The organism is Pseudomonas graminis, from assembly GCF_900111735.1.
In the GTDB taxonomy this organism is placed as follows: Bacteria; Pseudomonadota; Gammaproteobacteria; order Pseudomonadales; family Pseudomonadaceae; genus Aquipseudomonas; species Aquipseudomonas graminis.
This window is the reverse complement of the sequence record NZ_FOHW01000008.1, coordinates 38,674-59,324: the sequence shown is the minus strand read 5'-3', so window position 1 is coordinate 59,324 and position 20,651 is coordinate 38,674. Positions and strand designations below refer to the sequence as shown.

Sequence of the window (20,651 nt, the reverse complement as noted above, 5' to 3'; positions counted from 1 at the left end):
ACTTCAGTAAAATTCGTATTTTTCAGGCGTATACTTCGGTTTTCCCGAAGTGACGACGACCATGCTCAATTACCGACAGCTGCATTACTTCTGGGTCGTGGCCAAAACCGGCAGTATCGTCCGCGCCTGCGAGCAGCTGAACCTGACGCCCCAGACCATCAGTGGGCAAATCAGCCTGCTGGAGCAGACCTACGGCGTCGAGTTGTTCAAGCGCGTGGGCCGTCAACTGGAGCTGACCGAAACCGGACGCGTCGCCCTGCCCTACGCCGAACAGATGTTTCAGCTGGGTGGCGAGCTCGAAGCGGTTCTGCGGGCGCAACCGGACGAGCAGCAAATCCTTTTTCGCGTCGGCGTCGCCGATGTCGTGCCCAAATCCATTGTCTATCGGCTCATCGCGCCAAGCATGGCGCTCAACGAGCTGGTGCGCATCAGTTGCCGCGAAGACCAGCTTGAACGCCTGCTGGCGGACCTTGCGATTCAGCGCCTGGACCTGGTCATTTCCGACAGCCCGATGCCCTCTCATCTGGACATTAAAGGCTACAGCCAGAAGCTCGGCGAATGCGGCGTGAGTTTTTTTGCCACCCGCGCCCTCGCCGACCTGTACGGCGAGAACTTCCCCCACGGCATGCAAGGCGCGCCGCTGCTGGTTCCCGGCCAGCAGACGGTGGTGCGCAGCCGGCTGATGCGCTGGTTCGCCGAGCAGAATATCCAGCCGAAAATCGTCGGCGAATTCGACGACAGCGCCCTGATGAAGGCCTTTGGCAAATCAGGCAGCGGAATTTTCATTGCGCCGAGCGTCATCGCCGATGAAGTGATCGAGCAATACGACGTCGAATTGATCGGCCACACCGACGCCGTGACCGAGTCGTTCTACGCGATCTCGGTCGAGCGCAAGGTCAGGCACCCCGGCATCGTTGCGATCACCGAAGGCGCACGCCACCAGTTGTTCCCGGACTAGACGTCACAGGCTGCAGGGTTTGGGCGGACGGTCATCAGCAACAAGGCCAGCAGGATCGACAGCAGGATGATGCCGGCCGCGGCGAAGCCCAGGCTGCCAAGGCCAAGATGGTCGATCACCCGTCCGCCGATGATCGCGCCAATGCCGATGCCCAGGTTGGCACCGGCGATGTTCAGCGAGGCGGCAAAGGCCGGGGCCTGTGGCGCGGCTTTCATCAGCCGGACATGGCTGACCAGAAACAGCGCCGCCTGGGTCGCGCCCCACACGGCCAGCGCCAAGGCCAGCGCAGGCAGCGAGTGCATGCTCGGCACCACCATGACCATGCCGCCGATCATGAAGGTGCAGAAGGTCAGGCTGGCGATCAACGGATGGCGGTCCACCAGCCGCCCGCCAAGAGAGTTACCCAGCAGGCCTACCGCACCAAAGCCCATCAGGCACCAGCCAACCACCGTGCCGTTGAATCCGGCCAGCCGCTCCAGCATGTCGGCCAGGTAGGTGTACGCGGTGAACATGCCGCTGAAGACCAGCACCGACAGCAGCACGTGGCCCTGCATCAACGGGCTGCGCAGAATCCGAAACTGGCTGCGGAAAGAGGCTTGGTCCTTGTGCACGCTGCGGGGCAGGTAAATGAACAGCAGCAACGCCTTGGCGAACGCCATCACCGCAAGGAAGGCAAAGGCACTCCGCCAGCCGATGGCGTCCGAGATCAGTGTGCCGACGGGGATGCCGAACACTGTGGCGCAGACGATGCCGAAGCCGATCTTGGCGATCGCGCGGCCAGCATGGTCCGGGCCGACGATATCTACGGCGGTTTCGCTGGCCAGGGCCCAGAACACCGGCAGCCCGAGTGCCGGGATCAGTCGCGCGGCGGCCATCACCCAGATGTTGGGCGCCAGCGCTGCAACGACGTTGGAGACGCCAAACATGATCAGCACCGAAATGAACAGGCGCTTGCGCTCGAAGCGCGAAAAATACGCCGTCAGGAACGGGCCGAAGCAGGCCACGGTGAAGGCGAACAGCGTGACCAGCAAGCCGGCCTGAGGGATGGTGACAGCCAGGTCGCGGGCGATGGCGGGCAACAGGCCGACGATGACGAACTCTGTGGTCAGCACGGTAAAGCCCGCAGCTGACAGCAGGTAGATGGGGAAAAACATGAAATCTCCAGAACGACAAAACGACCAGTCCTTGCGGAGCGGCCGATCAGATGTGGCGTGAATCAGGATGCGGAGGGTAACAGCGCCGGGCGCTTGGGAGCCAGGCGCCGGACGAAACACATGTCGCTGCCCGCGCTGAGACGGGCAGCGAGGTCTGTCAGTAAGCGCCCATGTAGTCGCGCTTGCCCACTTCCACGCCATTGTGGCGCAGCAGGTCATACGCCGTGGTGACGTGGAAGAAAAACTGCGGCAGCGAGTAATGCAGCAGGTAGGTCTGGGTGTTCAGACGTTTTTCCTTTTCGGTGCCAGGGCGCAGCACGATCTCGCGCGCTTCGTTGCCATCGACCTGCTCGGCCTTGATTGTGTCGAGGAACGCCAGCACCTTGGTCAGCAGCGCTTGCAGGTCGGCGAAGGTGGTTTCGGTGTCTTCGTACTTCGGCGGCTCAAGGCCTGCCAGTCGTGCGCCAGCACCTTTGGCGAAATCAACGGCGATCTGCACCTGACGCACCAGCGGGAACATGTCGGGGAACAGACGCGCCTGCAGCAGCGCATCGGGCTGAATGTTTTTGGCGGTGGCGTGGGCTTCGCCTTTGGCCAGAACGGCGCTGAGGGCGGTGAGCATTTGCTTGAAGACAGGAATCGAAGCGGCGTACAGAGAAAGGGTCATGGCAGTTCCTGGGGGAATGAGTCGCAAGGAGACGAACGCGAACGCGGCTTGTCTTTTACCTCATCCAGCCCCTACCCTCATAGCCTTTTCAACGCTTGGGGAATGGGTCATGTCTGACGAGCTGGATTCCGAAAACACCGTTGAAGCCGCGGATACGCTGCAGCTGAGCAGCACCGAAGTGCGCATTCTGGGCTGCCTGATAGAGAAGCAGGCAACCCATCCCGAAACCTACCCCCTGACCCTCAACGCGCTGGTGCTGGCGTGTAACCAGAAGACCAGTCGCGAACCGGTGATGAACCTGACGCCGGGCCAGGTCGGTCAGAGCCTGCGCGCGCTGGAAAGCCTGCAACTGACGCGTCTGGTCATGGGCAGCCGGGCGGACCGCTGGGAACACCGCGTCGACAAGACACTGGAGCTGGTGCCGGCGCAACTCATCCTGACCGGCCTGCTGTTGCTGCGCGGACCGCAGACCATCAACGAGCTGCTGACCCGCAGCAACCGCATGCACGACTTCGAAGACGCCGACGCGGTGGTGCATCAGCTTGACCGGCTGATCGGGCGCGGGCTGGCGGTGTTGATCCCGAAACAGGCGGGCCAGCGAGAAGATCGCTACCTCCACGCACTGGGTGATCCGGCCGACAGGGAGACCATTCTCGCCGCCCGCGCGCAACCGGCGGAGCGCAGCAGCGGCGGCCATTCGGGCAGCTCAGGCGGTTCAGCACTCGCCGAGCGGGTCGAAGCACTCGAAGCCCGCATCGAGGCCCTGGAAGAACGGTTGGCGTTGCTGGAGGGCTGAAGGCGGCCTGACAAGCCGGCACTGACACAACGCGTTCCCGGGCAAGCGCTCCTACAGGTTTTGCGTTCGCCCAAGATCATGAACGCTGTCGAGATCCATTGTAGGAGCGCGCTTGCCCGCGATCGCATTTTGCCACGCACCGATGCATGTAATGGACGACCGCCTTCGCGAGCAAGGTGGAACGCCACCCCGGTCACTCCTACAGGTTTTTGCGTCCGCCCAAGACCAGGACCGCTGCCGAGATCCATTGTAGGAGTGAGCTTGCTCGCGATCGCGTTTTGCCACGCAGAGATGCATGTAATGGACGACCGCCTTCGCGAGCAAGCTCACTCCTACAGGTTTTTGCGTCCGCCCAAGACCATGACCGCTGCCGAGATCCATTGTAGGAGCGCGCTTGCCCGCGATCGCGTTTTGCCAGGCAAAGATGCACGTAATTGACGACCGCATTCGCGAGCAAGGTGGAACGCCACCCCGGTCACTCCTACAGGTTTTTGCGTCCGCCCAACACCGTGACCGCTGCCGAGATCCATTGTAGGAGCGCGCTTGCCCGCGAAGACGGCTTGCCATTGGGTAAGCGGCAGACGCATCAGCCCCGAGCGAACGCCGCCGCTGCCTGATATTGCTCCTCGCTTGGGGTCACGCCGGTGTAAAGGATGAACTGCTCCAGCGCCTGTATCGCCGCGACCTGGTCACCGGTGATCAGGCGCTTGCCGAGGCGCTCGGCCTCGACAATGAACGGCGTGCGTGCAGGCGTGGCGACGACGTCAAACGCGGTGTCGGCCTGCTCGATGGCGGACACGTCAAAGGCCAGCGCCCCGGCCTGATCGCCTGCCATCCCCAACGGGGTGACGTTCACCAGCAGCGGCGGGCGTTCACTGCCCAGTTCAGCCTGCCACGCAAAGCCGCACGTCCGGGCAAGCGCCCTGCCCGCCTGTTCATTGCGCGCCACGATCAGCCCATCTGTAAAACCGGCGTCGCGCAAGGCACAGGCGACCGCCTTGGCCATACCACCGCTGCCGCGCAGGGCGAAGCGGGTGCGCGGGACCTGATGGGTGTCGACCAGTTGGGCGATGGCGATGTAATCGGTGTTGTAGGCTTTCAAGTGGCCATCGGTATTGACGATGGTATTGATGGATTGAATAACGGCGGCGGACGCATCCAGCTCATCGACCAGCTCGATAGAGGCTTCTTTAAAAGGCATGGACACGCCGCACCCGCGAATGCCCAATGAACGCATACCGGCGATGGCCGCGGGCAGGTCGTTCGGCGAGAAAGTCTTGTAATAGAAGTTCAGGCCCAACTGTTGATAGAGGTGGTTATGGAAGCGCACGCCGAAGTTGCCCGGACGTCCGGCCAGTGACATGCACAACAGCGTTTCCTTACTGGCAGTGACCAACATGAAATCTCCCGAGTGGTATTAGAAGACGCTTGGGGAAAGGCGTAGAATCCCCTCGCTCGCCCAGAACCGGCAGAGCCGTTGTCATTATAGTTGTCGAATACCTTACACAAAATTTACGCAGCGGCCTCGCAGATATTTCCGAAACCGTTGTCTGAGAAGTTATCCCGTGGCAGTGCCTGAGCGTAACGCAGGCTCGCGACAACGGGACTGAACACCGAGGAACAGTCATGATTCGTCAGATCCCCAAAGTTGCCCTGTTGTTAGGCGCCCTCGCCCTCGCAGGCCAGGCTGAAGCCCATGGCGGCGGCCCGGGCTGGGGTGGAGCAGCCGTGATCGGTGCGGTCGTTGGCGGTGTGGTCGGCGCGGCCGTGGCGTCCGGTCCGACGTATGTATCGCCGGCTCCCGTGTACGCGGCCCCGGCACCTGTTTATTACGCGCCACCGCCGCCACCGCCGGTTTATTACCAGCCGGCCTATGTCGTTGAACGTCCGGTCGTGTATGAGCAGCGCTATTACGGCCCGCCACGCTATTACGGTCCACCGCGTTATTACGGCCCACCACCGGGCTACTACCACGGTGGCGGTCGCTGGTAACAGCGGTTTGCTCAGGCAGGGCTGCCGATCATGCGCGTCAGCCCTCACTCAGTAATGACCCCGCCCTTCCCCGGCGGGGTTTTTGTTTCCGGGGCTTATACCGGACTCAGGCGCGGTTCAGCCACGCTGCCCACCACCGTCCCTACCCGCGCATCAATGACGACTATCGAGCGCGTTGATTTCTGCATCCACCGATCGCGCCGTAAAGTGGCGCCATGGATTGATGGAGGCACTTATGACCAAGGTTCAAATCATGTCGGTTGTCGGCAGCGCAGTACCCGCCCAGCTTCGCGAGCGCGGTCTGTTGGCGTGCTGGTACTTGATGCACGACGGCGAACCCGTCAGCGGTCCTTTGCCTTCACTGCCGGCCGCCCAAGCGCTATCGCAGCAACTTGAATGCCGCACGCTCAACAGCTGAAACCCTGGTCGCTCTTTCCTCGTGAATTGTGCGTTGCTCCGCACACCCCTTTAGCCCGCCTCATTAATGACGCGGGCTTTTTTTTGCTTACGAATCCGGTTTCGATGCGCGGCCCTGTTCGTCAGGCGCACCACAAACAGCAATTCGACCCTTTTAAATACAGGGTTTTTGGATCCGCTACCTGAACCTGAGCCATACAACAGCGGTTTATTGGCGAAACCCCGTGCCACCCCATCGACAACTTCAGAAACTTGCTCCTAAAATGCGCCGAACTTGTTGTCGTCCTTGAAGAAAGTCCGACGTTCCACGCTATTTCCATCATTAAGTGAGCGTTGCTCTTGAAAATTCGCCCAACCGTCATCGGCCTATTATTTGCACTTACAGGCTGCGCACTTTCCACCCTCGCACTGGCCAAAGAATCGGCCGGGTTCAATCGTGATCCGTCCAATCTGCATCTGGCTTCCGGCAGCGCCATGATTACCGACCTGCAAACCGGTCAAGTGCTGTACGCCAGTAACCCCGACATCGTCGTGCCGATCGCCTCGGTCACCAAACTGATGACCGCGATGGTCACCCTCGACGCCAAGCTGCCCATGGACGAGATGATCAAGGTCGATATCTCGCAGACCGCCGAAATGAAAGGCGTGTTCTCCCGGGTCAAGCTGGGCAGTGAGCTGAACCGCCACGACATGATGCTGATCACCCTGATGTCATCGGAAAACCGCGCAGCGGCGAGTCTGGCCCACAGTTACCCGGGCGGTTACCCGGCGTTCATCAAGGCGATGAACGCCAAGGCCAAGGCCCTGGGCATGAACCACACCGTGTACATGGAGCCCACCGGACTGTCGGTCTACAACGTTTCCACTGCGCGTGACCTGACCAAGCTGGCCCTCGCCGCACGCAACTACCCGATGCTGCGCGAGCTGAGCACCACCCCAGAGAAAACCGTGACCTTCCGCAAGCCGAACTACATCCTCGGCTTTAGCAACACCGACCATCTGGTGCGTAAATCCAACTGGGACATCAAGCTGACCAAGACCGGCTTCACCAACCAGGCCGGCCACTGTCTGGTGCTGTTGACCAGCATGGCCAATCGTCCGGTGTCCGTGGTCATTCTCGACGCCTTCGGCAAATACACCCACTTCGCCGATGCCAGCCGCATGCGCTTGTGGATGGAAACGGGCAAGAGCGGCCCCGCGCCGGAAGTCGCCCTGCAGTACAAGAAAGAAAAGAATCAGGTGATGAGGCAGAAGGGTTTGCAGGCGTCGGAATAACACCTCCCGCCACGTTCAGTGGGAACCCGCCGGGCTCCCACCGATCACTGACTCGCCCGCGCCATACGCTTGAGGATCACCACCATCCCCACGCCCAACCCGGCCATGCCGACCAGCAACGCCGGGTAGCTGATCCACCACGGGATGGGCGTGGTCATCATGCTGTATTCCGACATCCCGCCAATCCCCGCCAGCAGGTTCAGCGGCAAGAACACCACGTTGATCAACGTCAGCTTGCGCAGCAGGGTATTGGTGTTGTTGTTCACCAGATTGCCCCGCGCGTCCATCAGGCTGGCGAACACGGTGGAATAGATGTTCGCCTGTTTATGGCACTGCTCGTTCTCGATGATCATGTCTTCGATCAGCGCCAGACTGTCGCCGGAAAACTGATGCTTGTGGGCGTGATTGCGCAGGCGGGTCAGGACCGAGCCGTTGCTGTCGATGGCGTTGATGTAATAGACCAGGCTTTCGCTCAGGTTGAACATCTGCACCAGATGGCGGCTGTCCATCGAGGCATTGAATTGCTGCTGCAGTTCCCGGGCAATCATCTTGATCACTTTGAGGTGACCGAGATAATGATGGATGTTGTGGAACAGCACCTCCAGCAACACGTCCATCAGCGTGTGCATCGGCCGGTGCTGTCCCAGGTCGCTGATCTGCTTGCTGTCGGCGCAGATCAGCACCATGTGGCGGGGGCTGAGCAGGACCCCGAACGACGACACGTCAAAGGAAAAGGTGTCTTTGCCCGAATAGTTCTCCGGCCGCTTCCAGATCATGAACAGCGCGTCCGGATGAAACTCGATCCGCGACACCTCGTCCGGGTCGAGCGCCGAGGCCAGGGCGTGGTCGTCCAGATTGAAGCGCTCCAGCAGCAGGGTCTTCTCCGCTGCGTCCGGATCGCTGAACCACAGCACACTCGCGTCGGCTTCGGCGCATTCCCGTAACCGGCCCGCCTCCAGGCGGTGACCCTTGACCACCGCCCTAACCCGCCAGACCGCGACGTTTGATGTCGAGCCGGCGAATGAACTCCTCCAGCACCAGCGCGTACAGATCGTCCTGCAGCCAGGCGTCTTCAATACCGGCGTCGAGGTTCGGGTTGTCATTGACTTCGATCACCACCACGCGATCGCCGGACTGCTTCAAGTCGACGCCGTACAGCCCGTCGCCAATCAGGTTGGCAGTCTTCACCGCCAGTTCCACCACCGCCCGCGGCGCATCATGAACTGCGAGGGTACGGCACTCGCCGTTGATCTCCGCATCGATAGCCTTGTGGTTGTAAATCTGCCAATGCCCCTTGGACATGAAGTACTGGCAGGCGAACACCGGTTTGCGGTTGAGCACGCCGATGCGCCAGTCGTATTCGGTGTAGAGGTATTCCTGGGCCAGCAGCAGCACTGAATGTTCGAACAGCTCCCGCGCCGCCTCCTGCAATTGCTGCGCGTCCTGCACTTTGATCACGCCTTTGGAGAAGCAGCCGTCGGGGATCTTCAGCACCAGCGGGAAGCCCAGTCGTGCCGCGACGTGCTCCAAATCATCCGGTCGCTCCTTGTAGAGGATTTCCGTGGCCGGCATGCCCAGCTTGTGGCTCTTGAGCAGGTCGGTCAGGTAGACCTTGTTGGTGCAGCGCAGGATCGACGCCGGATCATCCATCACCACCAGCCCTTCGCTCTCGGCCTTCTTGGCGAAGCGGTAGGTGTGGTTGTCGACGCTGGTGGTCTCGCGGATCAGCAGCGCGTCGTATTCGGCCAGCCGCGAGTAATCCTTTTTCTCGATCAGCTCAACGTCCACGCCCAGTTGCTGGCCGACGCGGATGAAGTTGTCCAGCGCCTTGCGGTTCGACGGCGGCAACGCTTCCTGCGGGTCATGCAGAATCGCCAGGTCGTAGCGATAGGTGCGAGGGGAACGGGGCTGGCGCCAGATCTTGCGACTGAAGCTGTCCAGGGACTGAGCGAACTGGTCCTGCTGATGATCACGCAGGCGGGTCAAGGCGCCGGTTTTGATGCCGACGATGTGCCAGTTGTCGCGCTTGCGAAACTCCACCAGCAGGATCGGCGCAGGAAACGCTTCGAATAGCTGACGGGCCAGATCCTGCAACGGCGCGAGATCGGTCTGACCGAAATACAGGCTCAGGGTGAAGCCCTCGGTTTCGTCATACGGATGGTCCCGCAGCGCATGTTCGAGGCGCTTGTCGAGGTCATCCAGGGCCAGGCCGTAAAGGGATTTGCGGGTCAGTTCGCTGATGGTCTTCACCGACGGAATCACATGGTGCCCCCGGGCTTCGGCCAACAGCGAGCAGTAATAACCGTGGCCGAGATAGCGGTAACTGCGGCACAGGTTGATCACTTGCACCCGCTGACCGGCAGTGTTCTGGGGCGGGTTCTCCAGATAGTCCTGGGCGCTGATCAAGTGTTCGCTGGGCAAGTAAGACGACCAGTCTTCGAGCCGCTCAACGACAATCAACAGTTGGCTTCGGGTTGAAACAGGTTTCAGCGGATTGACATTAAAAGTTGCCGAACGCTGAGGTTGTGCTGATACTTCGTCGGTCTTCACCGGCACCGCATTCATGAGTTGATCCTTCGGGAAACAGTCCTTTCTATAAAACATGGCTTTGTAGAAATGTCCCGTTTCGTTACTCACTCTTTACGGTGTCGGACATGAACTTTATATATCGCCTCGCCCAGCCTGCCGATGTGGATGAACTGTTGGTGCTGGAAAACCAGTGCTTCGAATCTGACCGCCTGAATGCCCGCAGCTTTCACTGGATGGTCACGCGGGCCAATGCGCGATTGATCGTGGCGCTGACTGATCAGCCCGAACAACGCCTGGCCGGTTACGCGCTGGTGCTGTTTCATCACGGCACGTCGCTGGGCCGGCTTTACTCGCTGGCGATCAGCGACGGTGCCCGGGGCCAGGGCCTCGGGCAACACTTGTTGGCCCAGGCCGAACAGCATGCCCTTGAGCGTGAGTGCGCCTATCTGCGCCTTGAAGTCCGGCCGGACAACGCCCCGGCGATTCGCCTTTATGAGCGCAACGGCTATCGGCTGTTCGACCGCATCGACGACTACTACGAAGACCACGCCCCGGCATTGCGCTACGAAAAACGCATCCGCGAACACGCCACCGGCGTCGCTCGCCATGTGCCGTACTACCCGCAAACCCTGGACTTCAGCTGCGGTCCGGCGTGCCTGCTGATGGCCATGAAAGCCCTGCAACCGCCGCGCGCCATGCAGCGCCACGAGGAACTGCAGATCTGGCGCGAGGCGACCACGGTGTTCATGACCTCGGGCCATGGCGGTTGCAGCCCCCAGGGCCTGGCGCTGGCCGCATTGCGCCGGGGGTTCGAGGTCGGCCTGCAGGTGTCGGTGCGCGGGCCGTTGTTTCTCGCCGGCGTGCGCAGCGAAGAAAAGCGTGAAGTCATGCGTCTGGTGCACGAGGAGTTCAGCCGCGAACTGGCTGGCAGCGCGGTCCGTCAACTGGGCAGTGCGCCGCTCAATCTCTGGCAACTGCAACAGGATAACGGTCTGGCGCTGGTGCTGATCAGCAGCTATCGGCTGACCCGCTCCAAAGCGCCGCACTGGGTGCTGGTCACGGGTTGCGATGACGATTTCGTGTACTTGCACGACCCCGATATCGATCACAGCCAACAGCGTCAGGCCATGGACTGCCAATACATGCCGGTCAGCCACAAAGAGTTCGCCGGGATGAGTTGCTTTGGCGCCGACAAACTTCGCGCGGCCGTTGTTCTTTATCCGCAGGAGCGTCCGCAGGTGCAGGCGCCTATATAAACGGCGTCAGGCAAGGCGCTGTTTGCGTAAAGATCCCGTCGTATTGATTGCAGTTGAACAGGCAAAAGGAATGAATAGGCGCTCGGCCTTCGGGCGACTTGCTGGATGAGCGTGATGGATAACTCGGTGATCGGTTTGATAATTCTTTCGGTGATAGCGCTGTTGGCGTGTCGGCGTTCTACTTTGATTTTGTTCATCAGCACCGCGAGGGCAAGCACTCGCAGAAATGATGAGCGACGCCCCGGGCATTATTTTTCTCGCGGCGCCTGATCGATCAAGGCGTAACGCCAGTGACCCGCTACGCTTGTCTGGTGACGCTTGGTTTGCACATCGCTCGGGGGAGTTGAAACATGCTCATCAAATGGGTACTGGCTGCATTGCACCTGCTGGCGTTCGGTTTTGCGATAGCGGCGGTGCTGGCGAGGGGACGGGCATTGCGGCGGTTGCGCACGGATGATCCGCGATCGTTCAGGGATGTTTTCGTGGTCGACAATATCTGGGGCGTCTCCGCGGGGATTCTGCTCATCACCGGGGCGTTTCGGGCGTTCGGCGGGCTGGAAAAAGGCTCGTATTACTACCTGCATCAGCCACTGTTTCACCTGAAAATGGCGGCGTTCGTGGCCATTCTCGCGCTGGAAGTGGTGCCGATGTTCGCGCTCATCAAATGGCGCATCGCATTCAAGAAGAACCTGCCCATTGATACAACCCTGTCGCGCCGTTTCGCACGGATCAGCCACATGGAGGCGTTACTGATGGTCATCATCGTCATCGCCGCCACGGGCATGGCGCGGGGGATATTGTTGAGTTGAGGGGTTTAACAACCGTGGATAGCTGCCGATTCTGGCGGAGCCGCTGCATCGCCGGCTCCGGATTTTGCGCACGCCAGAGATCGTGCCGGGTGCCGAGATCATTGTAGGAGCGCGCTTGCCCGCGAAAGCATCGTCCCTGTGACGAATCGATGAACTGACACAGCGCCTTCGCGGGCAAGCGCGCTCCTACAAGTGGGCGGCCGGCGAGGCGAGCGTGCATTCGCCAGCAAGCCGGTTCAAACAGTTTGAGCGAGTGGTCAACTCACCCAGAAGAACATCAAGGTCAGGTTGGCCGCCGAGATCAATCCGAACAGCCCCCAGGCCAGGGTTTTGGTCAGGCGGCTGTTGGCGAACGGCCCCATCAATTGCGGGTCGCTGGTAAAGCGAATCAGCGGCCACAGCGCGAACGGCAACTGCAGGCTCAGGACCACCTGACTGAGCACCAGCATCTTGCCCACTGCGCCATCGCCAAACCAGATCACCCCGATAAATGCAGGAATCAGCGCCAGGCCACGGGTGGCCAGACGGCGTTGCCAGCACGGGATCTTCGCTTTGAGAAACCCTTCCAGCACCACTTGACCGGCGATGGTGCCGGTGAACGTCGAGCTCTGCCCTGCCGCCAACAGCGCGACGCCGAACAGCACACTGGCCACGGCGCCGCCCACCAGCGGATCAAGCAAGTGGTAGGCGTCCTGGATTTCCACGATATCGGTGTGGCCGGTGCCGTGGAACGCGGCGGCAGCCAGAATCAGAATGGCCGCGTTGATCACCAGCGCCAGGCTCAGGGAGGCGATGGTGTCGACCCGGGCGTAACGAATGGCGCTGGCCTTGCTTTCGACCGACGTGCCGTTGACCCGGGTCTGTACCACCGATGAATGCAGGTACAGGTTATGGGGCATCACCGTCGCACCGAGAATGCCGATGGCGATGTACAGCGGTTCCTGATTGCTCAGCATCTCCCAGGACGGCTTGAGCCCCGCGACGACGTCCGGCCAGAACGGTTTGATCAGCACCAGTTCGATAAAGAAGCACGTCGCGATGGTCGCGATCAGCCCCAGCACGATGGCTTCGAGACGCCGGAAATTGGCGCCCTGCAAGGCCAGCACGATCACCGTATCGAACGCCGTCAATGCCACACCGGTGGTAATCGATACCCCCAGCAGCAAATGAAACGCCAGCGCCGCACCCAGCACCTCGGCCAGATCGGTCGCCAGGATCGACAGTTCGGCAAGAATCCACTGGCCCATGCCGACCCGGCGGCTGTAGTGCTCGGAGGACAGCTGCGCCAGATCGCGGCCGGTGGCGATGCCCAGGCGCGAACACAAATTCTGCAGCACCATGCCCGACAGACTGGCCAGCACCACCACAAACAACAGCGAATAACCGAAGCGCGAGCCGGCCTCAATGGCAGTAGCCCAGTTGCCGGGGTCCATGTAGCCGATGGAGATCAACAGGCCGGGGCCGACGAACAGCATCAGCTTGCGCAGGAACGACGCATTGGCGGGAATGGCGACGCTGTCGGTGGTCGCCGACGGGCAAAATGGCGCGGTGGCCGTGGTCGGGAGTTTGTACTTCACGGGAATCCGAAACGTGGTGGCAGTCAGCCCCGGAGCTTAAACGCGCAGAAATGTTTTGTCTTGAATCTCTGGGGCACTAACATGCTGCGTCTCACCGATCCGGAAAAACAATAATGCATGCCGCCACTGATAGCCCTGATCACGCCCGTCCGATGCAGGACGGCATCGACCCGATACGCGCGGCGCGAATTTCCGCGCGCATCGACCGCCTGCCCGCCGTCGCCACGATCTGGAAGCTCGTGGCGCTGCTGTCCATTGGCGGCTTCTTCGAGCTCTACGACCTGTTTCAGACCGCCTACATCAGCCCCGGTCTGATTCGCGACGGGCTGTTCGCCACCGGGGCGCAGGGCGTGTTCGGCTTTTCCGATCAGGCGGCGTTTGCCTCGGCCACCTTTCTGGGACTGTTCCTCGGTGCCAGCCTGCTGAGCCCGATCGCCGACCGCTACGGCCGCCGCGCGATCTTCACCTTCGCGTTGATCTGGTACACCGTCGCCACGGTGCTGATGGGCATTCAGACGTCCGCGCTGGGCATCATCTGCATGCGCTTTCTGGTGGGCATCGGCCTGGGCATCGAACTGGTGACCATCGACGCGTACCTGTCGGAACTGGTGCCCAAGCGCATGCGCAGCTCGGCGTTCGCCTTCGCGTTTTTCGTGCAGTTCCTGTCGGTGCCATCGGTGGCATTGATGTCCTGGTGGCTGGTGCCCCAGGACCCGTTCGGCATCGCCGGCTGGCGCTGGGTGGTGTTGGCCAGCGCGGTGTTCGCGCTGTTCATCTGGTGGCTGCGCTCGCGCCTGCCGGAATCACCGCGCTGGCTGGCGCAACACGGCCGTTTCAGCGAAGCCGAAAAGATCATGGATGACCTCGAAGCCCGCTGCGTGAAGGATCACGGTCAGGCGCTGGACGAACCGGAAACCCACAATGTAGCGGTCGAAGGCAAAGGCCGCTTCGCCGACATCTGGCAACCCCCGTATCGCCGTCGGGCGCTGATGCTGATTGTGTTTCATGTGTTCCAGGCGATCGGCTTTTTCGGGTTCGGTAACTGGCTGCCGGCGTTGCTGTCGGGACAGGGCGTGAGCGTGACCCACAGTCTGGCGTATGCCTTCGTCATCACCCTCGCCTATCCTCTCGGGCCGTTGTTGTTCGTGAAGTTTGCCAACCGGTTCGAGAATAAGTGGCAGATTGTCGGCTCGGCGTTGGGCTCGATGATTTTCGGCACGCTGTTCGCGCAGCAGACGACGGCCGCCGGGCTGATCTTTTGCGGGGTGATGATTACGTTCTGCAATGCGTGGCTGAGTTTCAGTTATCACTCGTACCAGAGTGAGTTGTTCCCGACCAATATCCGCGCCCGGGCGGTGGGTTTCTGTTATTCGTTCAGCCGTCTGTCGACGGTGTTCAGCAGTTTGTTGATCGGGTTGTTTCTGGATCACTTCGGCACGCCGGGGGTGCTGACGTTTATTGTGATGAGTATGTTGATTGTGATCATCACGATTGGGGGGTTTGGGCCGAAGACGCGGAATCTGGCGCTCGAAGATATTGCTCACTAGCAGGGTGGTTTGCGGTGCGGCCCACTGCGCCAGGATCAAGAGCGTCTGCCTGGGGGCAGACCGTTTCGCCTTCGGCGAGTTACAAAAAGCACTAAAAGTAACCAAAAGTGCCTGCTCCCGGTTTGGCCCGACTTCGTCGGGTTCCCTCACTCCGACGACGCTCCGTGGGCCCGCGCCGAACGGACATCCATGTCCTGACGGCGCTCTCGCGGCATCCATGCCGCTCGGCCCACTCCGCGTCGTCTGCGTTCGGCCTGCACCCAAGTCGCGATTGGTGGTGACCGGACTTTTTGCGTATGAAGATCAAAAGCAGATCACAAGCAGATCACAAGCAGATCAAAGGCTTCCCGGCTGAAGCCGGTCCTACTAACAGCGCGGTGTGTCAGTTGATTGATCGTTCCCACGCTCCGCGTGGGAACGCATCTTTTGACGCTCCGCGTCACTTCACCGGCCTAAATGGGCGTCGTGTGCGGACGCGGAGCGTCCGGGGCGGCGTTACCACGCGGAGCGTGGGAACAATCATTGCCCATACTGGCCTCTTCCCGGCTAAAGCCGGTCCCACCAAGAAATCGCATGCATCCAGTGGGATTGGCGCCCACTGTAGGACCGGCTTCAGCCGGGAAGCTTTTGATCTGCGTCTGCATCTGCATCTGCCTTTGATCTTGATCTTCAAACACAAGAAGTCCAGTCACCACCAATCGCGACTTGGGTGCAGGCTGAACGCAGGTCTTGCGCAGTGGGCCGAGCCGCATGGATGCGGCGAGAGCGCCGTCAGGACATGGATGTCCGTTCGGCGCGGGCCCACGGAGCGTGGTCGGAGTGAGGGTATTCCGACGCAGGAGGAACCCAACCAGGAGCAAGCACCCTTGGTTACTTGGGGTGCTTTTCCAAGTAACTCGCCGAAGGCGAAACAGTCTGCCCTTAGGCAGACGCTCTTGATCTTAAGGATCTTGATCTTGATCTTGATCTGAAAAAACCTACCGAATCCCCAATCGCCTGGCCAGCCGACTCAAATTCGCCCGATCCACCTTCAGCTCCCGCGCCACATCCGCCCATCTCCCGTGATGCCGCTCCAGCGCCTCACCGATCAACTGCTTCTGAAACCCGTCCACCGCCCCCTTCAACCCCTCGACCGGCGTAATCAGCGGCAGGGCGCCACTCGAATGCAACACAACAGGCACCTCGGACGCCTCAAAGCCCAGCACTCCCGCCTCGATCGTCACAATCCGCGGCCGCTCGCCATACACCGGCAGCGCCTTGAGCACCGCGCGGCTGATCAGATGCTCCAGCTCCCGCACGTTCCCCGGCCATGCATACGCCAACAGCACCGCCTGCGCCTGCGGACTCATGCGCAAACTGCGCAGCCCCATCCGCGCCCGATTCTCCTCGAGGAAATACCCCGCCAGCAACAACACGTCGCGACCGCGCTCGCGCAATGGCGACACTACCAACGGATAAACGCTCAAACGGTGATAAAGATCCGCGCGGAAGCGTCCCGCGCGCACTTCCTCTGCCAGATCACGGTTGGTCGCGGCAATAATGCGCACGTCCACGCGATGCTCCTGATCGGAGCCGACACGCTGCAACTGCCCGCTCTGCAACACACGCAGCAGTTTCGACTGCACCGGCAGCGGCAGTTCGCCCACCTCGTCGAGGAACAATGAACCGCCGTGGGCCAGCTCGAACTTGCCACTGCGCCCGCTGACCGCCCCGGAGAACGCGCCTTTGACGTGACCGAACAGCTCGCTTTCCACCAACAGTTCGGGCAGCGCGGCGCAGTTGAGGCTGATCAGCGGCTTCTGCGCCCGGGGCGACTGCAGGTGAATGGCCTCGGCGACCAGCTCCTTGCCCACGCCGGTTTCGCCGGTGATCAACACCGTCAGCGGGCTGTTGCCCACCAGCTGGATTTCCTGTTGCAAGCGCTTGTGCGCCGGGCTTTGTCCGATCAGTTCCCGAGGCCCGCGTCCGCCTGCCGCGCGTTTGTAAACCTCGGCCAGTTGGCGTTGATCCTCAAAGCCCCGGGCCAACTGGCTGATCCGCTCGCTGGCCATCACGGTCGCCGCCGCCAGGCTGGCGAACGCCTGAAGGTTGCCCAGCTCGACGCTGCCGAAGCGCGCCGGGTCAAGGGAGTCCAGGGTAATCACCCCCCACAGCGTGTTCTGCACATACAGCGGGCAGCCAAGACAATCGTGTACTTCCAGATCGCCGTGCACGCCTTCGACCAGCCCGTCATAAGGATCGGGCAGGTCGCAGTCAGTGGAAAATCGCGTCGGTTCGCGGTTTTGCAGAATGATGTCCAGCCGCGGGTGCTCGCCCAACCGGAACCGCCGACCCAGTGTGTCCGGGCTCAGTCCCTCGACCGACAACGGCACCAGCACCTCATCCTCCAGCTTGAGCAACGCCACGGCGTCGCACGGGAATAGCTGGCGCAGCGACCGCAGCAGACGGCGATAGCGTTCATCGTCCGGCAGGTCCCGGGACAGGTCGGCGACCAGAGGAATCAGCGCAAGCAACAATGGATGGGTCATGAAAACTCCCGGTAACGACATGGGAAGGGGGATGCAGAGGGCGAGTCATTATGACTGCGAGGCAAGTCGAAACGACAGCGCCGTCGCCGACCCGATCCTGGCCGTCCTCAAGGGAACGGTTTCGCCACACAGAGCCGCAATCGCCAAACCAGACACGGCACTAAAACCGTCACTTCGCAGAAGTCATCAGTTGGTCGCCAATTCCCCGGCGGTGCTTGTCTCATTAATGAGAAATAGCCCTGCAAACCGCCCTCAAGAACTCGCCATTGAATTCTGACGCCACCGCGTCGACGTGACGGGCGAGGTCCTTTAATTTAATTGAAGTTGTGAAAATTCTATTTTGTTTATAGTTCTGTGACCCTACAGGAGCACCCACTATGGCCAGAATTCAGGGACGAGTTCTCGAAACTTGTCCTCCGTTGGTAGTTGATCTCGACGGCACGTTATTGCGCTCGGATCTGCTGATGGAAACGGCCATGGCGTTCATTCGCAGCCAGCCGCTGAAAATCCTGAACATCCTGGGGTGGCTGTTCAAGGGCAAGGCCGCGCTGAAAGAAGGCCTGGCGCTCAACTCGGAAATAGACGTCTCCGTCCTGCCTTACGATCCGCAAATCATCGAGATGATCCAGCGCGAACGAGACACCGGGCGCATGGTGGTACTGGCGACGGCGAGTCATGTAAGCCTCGCCGAGCGCATCGCCGATCATCTGCAGTTATTCGATCTGGTGCTGGCGTCCAACAGCAATCGCAACTTGTCCGGTAACAACAAGCGCGACCTGTTAGTTGGACACTTCGGCGAGGGCGGATTCGATTACCTTGGCAACTCGAAAGATGACTTGCCGATATGGGATGTGTCTCGCCTGGCCTATGTGGTTAATCCCGATCGCGGCATCGAAGCACAGGTAAAAGCGCAAGTCCGCGTCGAGCCGACCATCCACAGCAACACCCCCGGCTGGCGGGACTGGCGCAAGGCCCTGCGCTTGCACCAGTGGCTGAAAAACGCGTTGATCTTCGTGCCGCTGCTGGCGTCCCATCGCCTGGCACAGTTCGATCTGATGCGCGACGGCGTCATCGCCTTCCTGTGCTTCGGCCTGTGCGCCTCCAGCGTCTACATCCTCAACGACCTGCTGGACCTGTGCGACGACCGCCATCACAAGAGCAAATGCAACCGGCCGTTCGCCAGCGGGCGTCTGTCGATCAAGGTCGGGCTGGTGATGGTGCCGACGCTGCTGGCCATGGCGTTCGGCGCTGCGCTGTTGCTCCTGCCATGGCAATTTTCAGCGGTGATGGCCGCCTACTACGGCCTGACTCTGACTTATTCGCTGAGACTCAAACGCATGATGGCCTGGGACGTGATCGCCCTGGCGATGCTCTACACCGCACGCATCATCGCCGGTGTCGCAGCGTTCAGCCTGCCCCTGACGTTCTGGATCCTCGCGTTTTCGATGTTCATTTTTCTCAGCCTGGCGATGGTCAAGCGCTACGCAGAGCTGCGTGATGCCCGCGCCCGGGAGGTGAACACCTTCGCTCGCGGCCGCGGTTACCATCCCGGTGATCTGGACATGATTGCGTCGCTGGGGGCGTCGTCGGGTTATCTCGCGGTGATGGTGCTGGCGCTGTACATCCAGGACGCAAAAACCACCGAGCTGTACGTCACGCCGCACATCATCTGGCTGGCCTGCCCGCTGTTGCTGTTCTGGGTGACGCGGGTGTGGATGCTGACCCATCGCGGGCAGATGAACGAAGACCCGGTGGTGTTCGCCATCCGCGACCGCACCAGCCAGCTGATCGGCGCCGCGTTTCTGATGATGTTCTGGATCGCCGCATGAGCACGCCGTTGTATTCCTGGGGACGTTTCCCCCGCCGTCCGCAACGCGGTCACGGCTGCGTGTGGCTGGACGAACTGCCTGCACAGATGGACCGCGTGATCGGCGCCCACCGCAGCAGCCTGCCCTACGGCAACGGCCGCAGTTACGGCGACAGTTGCCTGGCCGCCAGCGATGAGGTGCTGCACATGCGCTCGCTGGATCGGCTGATCGAGGCCGACTGGACCACCGGGGTGATCAAGGCCGAGGCTGGTATCACATTGGCGGAAGTGCTGGCCGTGGCCATTCCCCGAGGCTGGTTTTTGCCGGTCACGCCCGGGACTCAATACGCCACGCTGGGCGGTGCCATCGCCAACGACGTTCACGGCAAAAACCATCACGTGCGCGGCACCTTTGGCCGTCATGTGCTGAGCTTCGGCCTGTTGCGCCACGGCGAGCCGGAGAGGGTCTGCACGCAGGCATCGCAGCCCGAGTTGTTCGCCGCCAGCATCGGCGGCCTCGGCCTGACCGGGGTCATCCACTGGGCGCAGATTCAATTGATGCCGATTCGCGCCAGCCAGATCGACACCAGCACGGTGCGCTTCACCAATCTGGCCGAGTTCTTTGCGCTCTCGGCCGAACTCGACGCACGTCACGAATACAGCGTCGCCTGGGTGGACTGCCTGGCGAAGGGCGCGGAGACCGGACGCGGTGTGTTCATCGTCGGTGATCACGCACAGTACGGCTCCCTTGAAGCGAGTCAGCGCAAGAAGCTCAGCGTGCCGCTGACGCCGCCGGTTTCACTGATCAACAAACTCTCCCTCAGCGCCTTCAACAACCTGTACTGGCGCCTGCACCCCAGCCAGCGCAGGCAAGGCCGCAGCGCTTACGAACCGTTTTTCTATCCCCTCGACCGGATCCTGCACTGGAACCGGATGTATGGCCGTCGCGGGTTTCAGCAATACCAGTGCGTGGTGCCTGCGGCGAATGCCGAAGCGGCCATGGGCGAACTGCTGCGCACCATCGCCGACGCCGGCCAGGGTTCCTTCCTCGCCGTGCTCAAGCGCTGTGGCGCCCTCGCCTCGCCGGGCCTGCTGTCGTTTCCGCTGGAAGGCACCTCCCTGGCGCTGGATTTTGCCCAGAGCGAGGCGTTGGAGAACGTACTGTTCCCGCGTCTGGACGCCATCGTCCGCTCAGCAGGCGGCCGGCTGTATCCAGCCAAGGACGCGCACATGAGCGGCGCCGATTTCCGGCGGGCCTACCCCGCGTGGGAGCAGCTGGAAGCGCTGCGCGATCCCTCTTTGATGTCCCGCTTCTGGAGCCGTGTGATCTTATGAAAAC

General features: G+C 61.3%; 17 protein-coding genes. 10 read left to right on the top strand and 7 right to left on the bottom strand.

Annotation, left to right across the window (positions count from 1 at the left end):
* Positions 1 to 61: 61 nt before the first annotated feature.
* Entirely contained in the window at positions 62 to 958 is an 897-nt protein-coding gene (gene nhaR / locus BMY98_RS08280; RefSeq protein WP_074887239.1) for a transcriptional activator NhaR, read from the top strand.
* Here the strand turns inward: nhaR and BMY98_RS08275 are convergent.
* Together BMY98_RS08275 and BMY98_RS08270 are read right to left on the bottom strand one after the other, a co-directional pair.
* Complete coding sequence (locus tag BMY98_RS08275; RefSeq protein WP_074887236.1) at positions 955 to 2,112, bottom strand: MFS transporter; 1,158 nt, start codon at positions 2,110 to 2,112, stop codon at positions 955 to 957. The genes nhaR and BMY98_RS08275 overlap by 4 nt on opposite strands.
* Positions 2,113 to 2,269: 157 nt before the next feature.
* Positions 2,270 to 2,779 carry a DUF1993 domain-containing protein gene (locus BMY98_RS08270; protein WP_074887234.1) on the bottom strand — a complete coding sequence of 170 codons (510 nt, stop codon included), beginning with the start codon at positions 2,777 to 2,779 and terminating at the stop codon, positions 2,270 to 2,272.
* 109 nt (positions 2,780 to 2,888) lie between these two features.
* Here BMY98_RS08270 and BMY98_RS08265 point away from each other — a divergent pair, with 109 nt between their 5' ends.
* Complete coding sequence (locus tag BMY98_RS08265; protein WP_074887232.1) at positions 2,889 to 3,575, top strand: YceH family protein; 687 nt, start codon at positions 2,889 to 2,891, stop codon at positions 3,573 to 3,575.
* Between the two features lie 586 nt (positions 3,576 to 4,161).
* Here the strand turns inward: BMY98_RS08265 and BMY98_RS08260 are convergent.
* Complete coding sequence (locus BMY98_RS08260) at positions 4,162 to 4,974, bottom strand: shikimate 5-dehydrogenase (protein ID WP_074887229.1); 813 nt, start codon at positions 4,972 to 4,974, stop codon at positions 4,162 to 4,164.
* Positions 4,975 to 5,201: 227 nt separating this feature from the next.
* Here BMY98_RS08260 and BMY98_RS08255 point away from each other — a divergent pair, with 227 nt between their 5' ends.
* The 3 genes from BMY98_RS08255 to pbpG all read left to right on the top strand — a co-directional run bounded on the left by BMY98_RS08255 (position 5,202) and on the right by pbpG (position 7,259).
* The gene (locus BMY98_RS08255; protein ID WP_074887226.1) at positions 5,202 to 5,567 is read left to right on the top strand and encodes a hypothetical protein; all 366 of its coding nucleotides are present in this window, start codon (positions 5,202 to 5,204) and stop codon (positions 5,565 to 5,567) included.
* Between the two features lie 235 nt (positions 5,568 to 5,802).
* A complete protein-coding gene (locus BMY98_RS08250) occupies positions 5,803 to 5,985 on the top strand; it encodes a hypothetical protein (protein ID WP_074887223.1) in 183 nt (60 codons plus the stop codon).
* A 332-nt stretch (positions 5,986 to 6,317) separates the two neighbouring features.
* Positions 6,318 to 7,259 (top strand): D-alanyl-D-alanine endopeptidase, encoded by a 942-nt coding sequence (gene pbpG, locus BMY98_RS08245; protein WP_108120101.1) that lies wholly within the window; start codon positions 6,318 to 6,320, stop codon positions 7,257 to 7,259.
* A 44-nt stretch (positions 7,260 to 7,303) separates the two neighbouring features.
* Here the strand turns inward: pbpG and BMY98_RS08240 are convergent, their stop codons facing one another.
* Positions 7,304 to 8,236: a magnesium transporter CorA family protein gene (locus BMY98_RS08240; protein WP_074887218.1), complete on the bottom strand. Its 933-nt coding sequence runs from the start codon at positions 8,234 to 8,236 to the stop codon at positions 7,304 to 7,306.
* A 4-nt stretch (positions 8,237 to 8,240) separates the two neighbouring features.
* Positions 8,241 to 9,824 (bottom strand): RimK family protein, encoded by a 1,584-nt coding sequence (locus tag BMY98_RS08235; protein WP_074887215.1) that lies wholly within the window; start codon positions 9,822 to 9,824, stop codon positions 8,241 to 8,243.
* A gap of 89 nt (positions 9,825 to 9,913) precedes the next feature.
* Here BMY98_RS08235 and BMY98_RS08230 point away from each other — a divergent pair, with 89 nt between their 5' ends.
* Positions 9,914 to 11,044, top strand: a complete 1,131-nt coding sequence (locus tag BMY98_RS08230; RefSeq protein ID WP_074887211.1) for a GNAT family N-acetyltransferase/peptidase C39 family protein — start codon at positions 9,914 to 9,916, stop codon at positions 11,042 to 11,044.
* Between the two features lie 350 nt (positions 11,045 to 11,394).
* Complete coding sequence (locus BMY98_RS08225; protein WP_074887208.1) at positions 11,395 to 11,853, top strand: DUF2214 family protein; 459 nt, start codon at positions 11,395 to 11,397, stop codon at positions 11,851 to 11,853.
* Between the two features lie 257 nt (positions 11,854 to 12,110).
* Here BMY98_RS08225 and BMY98_RS08220 read toward each other — a convergent pair whose 3' ends face one another.
* On the bottom strand, positions 12,111 to 13,430 hold the full coding sequence (locus tag BMY98_RS08220) for an Nramp family divalent metal transporter (protein WP_074887205.1): 1,320 nt from the start codon (positions 13,428 to 13,430) through the stop codon (positions 12,111 to 12,113).
* A 152-nt stretch (positions 13,431 to 13,582) separates the two neighbouring features.
* Here BMY98_RS08220 and BMY98_RS08215 point away from each other — a divergent pair, with 152 nt between their 5' ends.
* The gene (locus BMY98_RS08215) at positions 13,583 to 14,977 is read left to right on the top strand and encodes an MFS transporter (RefSeq protein ID WP_108120279.1); all 1,395 of its coding nucleotides are present in this window, start codon (positions 13,583 to 13,585) and stop codon (positions 14,975 to 14,977) included.
* A 977-nt stretch (positions 14,978 to 15,954) separates the two neighbouring features.
* Here BMY98_RS08215 and norR read toward each other — a convergent pair.
* A complete protein-coding gene (gene norR / locus BMY98_RS08205; protein WP_074887196.1) occupies positions 15,955 to 17,505 on the bottom strand; it encodes a nitric oxide reductase transcriptional regulator NorR in 1,551 nt (516 codons plus the stop codon).
* Between the two features lie 377 nt (positions 17,506 to 17,882).
* Here norR and BMY98_RS08195 point away from each other — a divergent pair, with 377 nt between their 5' ends.
* Both BMY98_RS08195 and BMY98_RS08190 read left to right on the top strand, forming a co-directional pair.
* Positions 17,883 to 19,334 (top strand): UbiA family prenyltransferase, encoded by a 1,452-nt coding sequence (locus BMY98_RS08195; RefSeq protein WP_074887190.1) that lies wholly within the window; start codon positions 17,883 to 17,885, stop codon positions 19,332 to 19,334.
* Positions 19,331 to 20,647, top strand: coding sequence for an FAD-binding oxidoreductase (locus BMY98_RS08190; RefSeq protein WP_074887188.1), 1,317 nt, complete (start codon positions 19,331 to 19,333; stop codon positions 20,645 to 20,647). The genes BMY98_RS08195 and BMY98_RS08190 overlap by 4 nt, the downstream gene beginning before the upstream one ends.
* Positions 20,648 to 20,651 lie beyond the last annotated feature (4 nt).